The following is a 7,249-nucleotide window of genomic DNA, read 5'->3' on the forward strand; positions in this document are numbered from 1 at the left end:
TCTTAAGCCTTCGGCAACTTCTTTCGATCTTCAGGCAAGCGCTTGAATTCCTTGCTGCCATTGACTTCCATGTTGAAGTCGTTGAGGTCGGTGTATTTGAATTTGCCTTCCAGGTTGAGCAAAAGGAAGTTTTTATCCCCTTTGATGATCATGATTAGGTCGGTGATCACTTCCTGGCTTTCCTTGATCATGAAGCGCACATGGGAATCGCCTTCCTTGAAATACGCCAAATCTTCAAATTTCTCCTGGCGCAATTGCTGCATCAATTGGTTGATGTCGTTGGCTTCGACTGGATTGTTTTCATCAAAATTCAACAGATGCAGGCTGGAGATGCTGCGCATGATGCGATTGGCTTCGTCATCATCGCTGCTCTTCGCTGCAATTTTGAGGAAAAGGCCTCCAATGTTGAGGTGGGTAGCTTGCTCGTGTTTTCCGAACTTGCGCATAAAATTGCTTACCACCGGGTTTTGGGCGTGCATAGCGCAGCCTAAGCCCAGCAATGCCAGGCAGAAGAGGATTTTTTTCATGATGTTTGGTCTAATGTGTGTTAGGTGAGTGATTTCAATGTGTCTTAGTATGACGCAAAAAATTACTTCCCGATTTTTTTAGAGGGTTTTGATTAGGAAGCTCACTTGAAATGAACCGTTCGACTTCCTAATCAAAACCCAAAATCAGGAAGTTAATTTTTCAGCGTTGCTTAGGCCCTCGGCAGGTTTTTGGCTTTGGCCTTTTCTTTCCAGTGCAGTTCTTTGAGGTAGTGATCAAGTACCTCGTTGATGTCTTTCATGCGCAGCCTCGTTTTGGCGCTAAACAGGGTGGTTTCACCGTCATCGCTGCCTACAATCAGCAATTCTTTGAGTCTGCCCTGCGTACCTTCCCGCACGAGGACGTTGAGGTCTGAATCTTTGTCGCGTACGTAAATGATGTCGCTGTAGTCCTTGTTGGCACGAAGGCTATTGACAAAACCGCTCAAATCCTCGCGGGTAATGCTTTGGGTGTTTTCGCTTTGCAACAAGCGAATTTTCCCCATCTTGCGGGCCAGGCGCAGCCAGGTACGGGTTTCTTCATCGCGGATGCTGTTATATACCAGCCCCGTTCCGATCCAGATCAGCCATCCCGGGATTTTGAAATTTTGCACTTCTTCCTGCTTTTTGAACTTGTGGTAAAATTCTGCCACCGAAGTTTGTGCTACCATAGTTGTGCTCAAACAAAGCAAGAACAAAGCGGAAGTGAAGATTGTGATTCTCATTTCTTCTCAATTTCCTTGGCCAAACGAGTGATTTTGTTCAAGTCCAATGAACCCATGAAACTCAGCAGTACAAATTCATCCTTACCGCTAGACAGCAGCAGCAATTCGCTGATCACATTGTTGGTTTCCTTGATGAGAAATTCCACGTTGTCGCCGTCTTTGTCGCGTACGGTCATCAATACCTCGTATTCCTTGGTGTTGATTTTGGCTTTTGCTTCTTTGTAAAACGCTTCTGGGGTCTCGTCGGTAGTCAGGATACGCAGCCCTTGCAGGTCTTTGGCCATTTCGAGTACGGCTTTGGCCTCGGCGTCATTCTCCATGTCCAAAACCTTGGTATCGATTTTACCAATCATTTGAAACAGCTTGGGGCTGATGTAGACCACGTTGAAGCGTTTGTCTTCCACGTAGCTGCTAAAGTATTTGTCAATGGCGCTGGCGCTGGTTTGCGCCATGCCTTGTAGCGTGGCCATCGCAAGGATAGCCAGGGTGAAAAAATGCTTGATTTTCATATTGATTGAGTTAAAAAAATGTCGGTAAAGTTGAAAAGTTGAATGCTTGAAAAGTTAGTTGAACACTTTGCCCATTTCTTCCATTTTGCCTAGACCTTCGCTGGCAATTTCGGTGCCTTCGTTTAGGCCGTTTGCTACGCGATGAAAGGCTTTGCGGGTGATTTCGTATGCTTCTTCCGGGGTTTTGGGCTCGTATTTTGACCAATCAATGACCTTGGTTTCTGCTTCGGCAACCAGCGGTTTGTCCACGGAATTGGAACGCAGCATCCACCATAACCCTCCAGCCACCAGCACAAACACCGCGGCTATCCTCAAAAGCCAGCTTACCTGAAGCCGGCGAATTTTTGGTTTTGCCTCACCAGGTTGCTGCTCAATTTCGCGCATTATTTTGGCTTCAAAATCATCATCAAGTCCAACCTCAAGTTCTTGATCCAGGAATTGAAACCAAGACTGATAAGCTTTGAAAGACTCAGGTAAATTTTCTTCCTGCAACAATTGTCGCAATTGAGCTTCTTCTTGCAGGCTGCTTTCGCCTGCAAAATATTTATCCAGCAATGATTGAATTTGCGTTTGATTCATGGTATTAAGCTTTTGGGGTTGGTACACTTAAAAAACTTTTCATGGCTTGCCGCGCCCGAAACAGGTTTATTTTTACCTGTGCCAAGGGCAATTCCAGTGCCTCTGCCACTTCCTGGTAGCTCATGCCTTCCACATCGCGGAGCTGCATGACCAGGCGTTGGTTTTCGGGCAAACGGGTCATTATTTTTTGCAAATTGCGCATGGTGTCCGAAGATTCGATTTTGGCATCGGGCAGTGGAGCAGCATCGGCCATATCCAGGCCTTCTTTCCATTCCTTCAGTCCAAATTTTGAATTGCGCAATTTATCGATGCATTGATTTTTGGTCATCCTGATTACCCAGGCTTCCAGGTTTTGTACCTCTGCCAAACGATCCTGTTGCTGCCAGAGCTTGATGAGCGCTTCCTGAACTAAATCTTCAGCCTCTTCGCGCTTGTTGAGCAAGCGCAAAGCCAGGCGGAACATCTTGTCCTTGAATGGCAGTACGGTGTTTTTAAATTCAGTTGGGTTCATAGATCCTTGGCATGGCACGGAATCGAAATGAAAGTACAATTCTGTTCCTAAACAACCGGAAGACGAAGCTGCGAAAAGAAAGTTACAAGGAAAGTGCATTTTTTTAAAAAAAACTTAAAATGGCGAGGGATACAAAAAACCATTTGGATGTACAGCGTTTTTCCTTGAAATTGCATCGTATTTTAGAAACCGTGTAGAGGATGAGTATTTTGAGCAAATTGCCCAGACTGAAAAAGATCGATGAGTTGGTGATTACCAGCTTTATTCCTCCATTTATTGTGGCTTTTTCGGTTTCCTTGTTTGTATTGTTGATGCAGATGCTCTGGATTTATATCGACGATCTGGCAGGGAAGGGATTGGGATTTTTCACCGTTGTGGAGTTGCTTTCTTACCGGGCGGTGAGTTTCGTACCTATGGCCTTGCCTTTGGGCATCTTGTTGTCTTCCGTGATGTTGATGGGAACCTTTGCCGAGCACTATGAATTGTCCAGCATGAAATCAGCGGGCTTGTCGCTGGTGCGCATCATGCGTCCAATGTTGGTTTTCTCTCTCTTTGTGGTGGCCTTTTCCTGGTATTGTTCGGATTATTTGATTCCTGCTGCCAACCTCAAATTTGGTTCCCGCATGTGGGACATCCAGCAAACCAAACCCGCCCTTCGCTTGGACGTTGGCGTTTTCAACGACGATTTTCAGGGTTTTACCATCCACATCGGTAAAAAAATGGGGGATGGTCGCACCATTAAAGACGTAACCATCTACGACCAAACCGAGTCCAATGCTGGAAAATATACCGTCATCACGGCCAAAGATGGCGAAATGTTTACCGCAGGAGATGGCGGAATATTCGTCATGCGCTTGCGCAATGGCTACCAATGCATCGAATCGAGGGGTTATCAATCCAGCAGTCAAAGCAAGTATCCGTTTATTCGAACAGGCTTCAAGCAATTCACCAAGATTTTTGACCTGTCCGAATTCACTACTTCGCGTACCAGCGAAGAATTGTTTAAGCAAAGCCGTCAAACCATGGATTCTAGGGCATTGCAAGCCTCTGCCGATTCTATGGCGCGAGACATAGACAAACGTACAGTAACCGCTGGAAACTATGTGGCCAATTACGTGTCTATCTTCAAAGTTGACAGCACTTATTTAAAAGAGGAATTGAAGAAAACCCAATTCAAGCCCATCGATCAAGCACCCAGTGGTGCTGGCCCTACCCCAATTTCTGTGGCTTCCCCCGTTAAAACGACTTTTGATTCCTCCCGCAGCATCAGTATGGGGCCGACTTTGATTAAGTCAAACATTCTCAACCGGGTCAAACCCATCTCGGTAGTCGTCCGGTTTGCCGAAACTTTCAGCGAAACCGATCGTGCATTATTGCGTGGGAAAGCAGAATCGGCAGTCAGAGGGATCCAAAACCAGACAATGAGCACAAGTTCCTCTCTGGATGCTACCAAAGAAAACCGGGTCAAGTTCATTTATGACTGGCAAACGAAATACAGCATTGCTGCGGTGAGCTTTATTTTTATGTTCATTGGCGCGCCGATGGGGGCCATTGTACGCAAAGGAGGCTTTGGATATCCCATGTTGGTCGCCATTGTATTTTTTATGCTTTTTGTGATTTTGACCATTTTCTGTCGCAAAATCGCAGAAACGTTTGTAGTTTCAGCTTATACTGCTGCCTGGATTCCCTGTATCATTTTGCTTCCGCTGGGCATATGGCTGACGTACAAAGCCATGAATGATCAACCTTTGAATCTGTTTTCAGGAGTGCGGTACTTCGTTATGGAATTGGTGAAAAAAATTCAACATGTTAAGACTGTTAAAGGATAATCCCTGGTTTTTCGGCGGATTTGCTGTATTCCTTTTGCTGGGAATTGCCCTGTTGTGGTATCCACAAGGTGATCTGCTGATTTGGCTCAATGATCACCGTACGCCATTCGCCGATGTTTTTTTTAAGAATTTTACCAAAGTTGGAGAAGGGTATGGCTATGGGGTCGTGTTTTTGGCTTTGTTGATTTACAAAAGGCGTGCGGCATGGGGAATTCCTTTGCTTGGCGTGGTAGTTACGCTGGTATCCTGGGCCACCAAATCGTTGTTTCAACATCCGCGGCCTTATTCTTTTTTTGAAGAAAAAGGGCTGCTGTCCACGCTGGAATTTATTCCTGGGGTTAGAATCAACAAAGGGCTAACCAGTTTTCCTTCTGGTCATACCATGGCTGCTTTTGCCTTGTTTTCTTTTTTAACTTTGTGTTTTCCTCGCAAACCCTGGTTGAGTATCCTTTGTTTTGCGGCAGCTTTATTGGTAGGTGTTTCGCGGATGTACTTGGTGCAACACTTTTTCACTGACGTATATTCAGGAGCCTTGCTTGGAATCAGTTTAGGCATACTGGCCTACCTTGGATTAAACCAAATCGAACAAAAAATTCAAACCAAAGTATAAGGGGCGATAAAAAAATAAGTGATTATTTTGCCAGAGGATTAGATAAGTAAACGTTTCATTTCAAGTGTCTTATCTAATCCTCTGGCTCAGGAAAAATGATCACTTATTTTTGCCCCACTACTAAGTTCCAAAATTTATTTATGCTATCTTCCCATTCTCTTTTTCATCGATAAATAAGGTTGAGTTTGCAAACTACGCCGAATGACCATGAATTTTTTGACTTGATGTCCACTGATGCTGAAAAAGCATTTGAATGGTTGTTCCGCAAGTACTTCAAAGAGTTGTGTCTGGTGGTATATCGGGTCGCCAATGATGAGCATTTGGCCCAGGATCTGGTTCAGGAAGTGCTTTATGAAATGTGGAGCAGGCGAAATACCCTGGTCATCACAAGTTCATTAAGAGCCTACCTCAAGCGGGCAGTCTTGAACCGAACCCTGAATCACCTGCGCAACAATCGGAAATGGTCTTTTGATGAACGACTGCCCGAAATCGCTGTACAGGAATCAGATACCCTGGATCAACTTCGTTCCGATGAAATTCAACGGGCAATTGATGGCGCAATTGATGAACTCCCAGAAAGATGCAGGATGGTTTTTGTGTTGAGCAGGTACGAGGAACTTTCTTACCGGGAAATCGCCACCGAATTGGGCATTGCCGAAAAAACGGTAGAGAACCAGGTCTCTAAAGCATTGAAATACTTACGGGAAAGGCTGCAGCCGTTGTTGAAAAATGGCCTCTTGATGCTGCTGATTTGGCATGGATGGTAAGCTCAATACCAATTTGTCAGCTATATGGCACAATTGAACCCTAAAAATAAAGCTACCGATAGGGGGATCTGATTTACTTTGTGTCTGGTGTTATATTCAACATTTGAAATCTTAAACTATACCTCAACACAACAGTTTGACCAATGGAGAAAAAGATTCAGTTTTTAGTTCGACAGTGGAAAGGAGAAGCCGCAGATCCGCAATCCGGGCAGGAATATCCCCTGAACGATGCGGATGTGTCTGAATACTCGAAACTTTGGGATAGGGCTGGCAACTACAAAGACAATGCTTTTGAACCAGATGTAGAGGCAAACTGGCAAAAGTTTAAAGCAAAAATTCAGACCGATCACCCTGAATCCGTTGATGCGCCTATCCGTCGCCTTTCTACCTACTGGCGGTATGCTGCTGCTGCAATTGTGTTGCTATTGGGTCTCTGGTTTGTATTTCAACCCAATGTTACTGGGCTTGAAGAGACCACGGTGGCTACCAACAACCAGCAAACCAAAAAAATTACCTTGCCCGATCGTTCTTTGGTATGGCTGAGCAAAAACAGTTCCATAATTTTTGATAAAAAACTGAAAAAGAACCATATACGTACCGTAAGGCTGCAAGGTGAGGCTTTTTTTGAAGTAAATGCCGATGCAGTACAACCTTTTCAAGTAGAAACGCCGCATGGCCTGATTGAAGCTTTAGGAACCAGTTTCAATGTACGTGCCCTCAGCGGCGAAGGACAAACAGAAGTGCAGGTTGTACGCGGTCTGGTGACTTTGAGGAAAAAAGAACGAGACAAAAAACTGGAAGTACCAGCAGAGTTTATCGGATACATTCAGGCTGACACCGGAAAACTCAGCAAAGAAATTGCCAATAGCAAAAATACATTTGCCTCTACCCAGGTTTGGCGCACCAATACCATCAACCTGGAAACACGCACTTTGGGCGAAGCACAAGAAATTTTGCGAAGGTATACCGATTACCGAATCGAATTTTCAAACCCGGGGATGGTCAATTGTATTGCAACCTGGACGCTCCAGCTGGACCAACCTGAGGAAAGCCTCCGCTTGTTGGAGAAGACTGGAATATTCCGCCTTCAGAAAACATCCAAGAGCAATTTCCGTTTGGTTGGAAAGGCTTGTCCTAAATAGATTTCAGTACTTAAATACAGGGCCAATTCTGTAACCCTGTTGTAAATCAGCTG

9 protein-coding genes are annotated in these 7,249 nt (G+C 44.9%); 4 read left to right on the forward strand and 5 right to left on the reverse strand.

The features are described from left to right. Positions 1-2: 2 nt before the first annotated feature. The 5 genes from ABW391_RS27970 to ABW391_RS27990 all read right to left on the reverse strand — a co-directional run bounded on the left by ABW391_RS27970 (position 3) and on the right by ABW391_RS27990 (position 2,848). Positions 3-527 (reverse strand): DUF4252 domain-containing protein, encoded by a 525-nt coding sequence (locus ABW391_RS27970; RefSeq protein WP_353485205.1) that lies wholly within the window; start codon positions 525-527, stop codon positions 3-5. Between the two features lie 170 nt (positions 528-697). Next, positions 698-1,249 carry a DUF4252 domain-containing protein gene (locus ABW391_RS27975; RefSeq protein ID WP_353485206.1) on the reverse strand — a complete coding sequence of 184 codons (552 nt, stop codon included), beginning with the start codon at positions 1,247-1,249 and terminating at the stop codon, positions 698-700. Next, positions 1,246-1,758, reverse strand: a complete 513-nt coding sequence (locus ABW391_RS27980) for a DUF4252 domain-containing protein (RefSeq protein ID WP_353485207.1) — start codon at positions 1,756-1,758, stop codon at positions 1,246-1,248. Before ABW391_RS27980 ends, ABW391_RS27975 begins: the two co-directional genes overlap by 4 nt. 54 nt (positions 1,759-1,812) lie before the next feature. Beyond that, on the reverse strand, positions 1,813-2,337 hold the full coding sequence (locus ABW391_RS27985) for a PG0215 family putative anti-sigma factor (protein ID WP_353485208.1): 525 nt from the start codon (positions 2,335-2,337) through the stop codon (positions 1,813-1,815). A gap of 4 nt (positions 2,338-2,341) precedes the next feature. Next, positions 2,342-2,848 carry a GFO_1088 family ECF-type sigma factor gene (locus tag ABW391_RS27990; protein WP_353485209.1) on the reverse strand — a complete coding sequence of 169 codons (507 nt, stop codon included), beginning with the start codon at positions 2,846-2,848 and terminating at the stop codon, positions 2,342-2,344. Between the two features lie 200 nt (positions 2,849-3,048). Here ABW391_RS27990 and ABW391_RS27995 point away from each other — a divergent pair, with 200 nt between their 5' ends. The 4 genes from ABW391_RS27995 (at position 3,049) to ABW391_RS28010 (ending at position 7,196) form a co-directional block, all read left to right on the forward strand. Then, on the forward strand, positions 3,049-4,677 hold the full coding sequence (locus ABW391_RS27995; RefSeq protein ID WP_353485210.1) for an LptF/LptG family permease: 1,629 nt from the start codon (positions 3,049-3,051) through the stop codon (positions 4,675-4,677). Further along, positions 4,655-5,287 carry a phosphatase PAP2 family protein gene (locus ABW391_RS28000; RefSeq protein ID WP_353485211.1) on the forward strand — a complete coding sequence of 211 codons (633 nt, stop codon included), beginning with the start codon at positions 4,655-4,657 and terminating at the stop codon, positions 5,285-5,287. Before ABW391_RS27995 ends, ABW391_RS28000 begins: the two co-directional genes overlap by 23 nt. Positions 5,288-5,511: 224 nt before the next feature. Beyond that, a complete protein-coding gene (locus tag ABW391_RS28005) occupies positions 5,512-6,054 on the forward strand; it encodes an RNA polymerase sigma-70 factor (protein ID WP_353485212.1) in 543 nt (180 codons plus the stop codon). A gap of 143 nt (positions 6,055-6,197) precedes the next feature. Next, positions 6,198-7,196 (forward strand): FecR family protein, encoded by a 999-nt coding sequence (locus ABW391_RS28010; protein WP_353485213.1) that lies wholly within the window; start codon positions 6,198-6,200, stop codon positions 7,194-7,196. The last annotated feature ends 53 nt before the right edge of the window (positions 7,197-7,249 follow it).

Origin of the sequence: Haliscomenobacter sp., from assembly GCF_040403615.1 — a bacterium.
GTDB lineage: Bacteria > Bacteroidota > Bacteroidia > Chitinophagales > Saprospiraceae > Haliscomenobacter.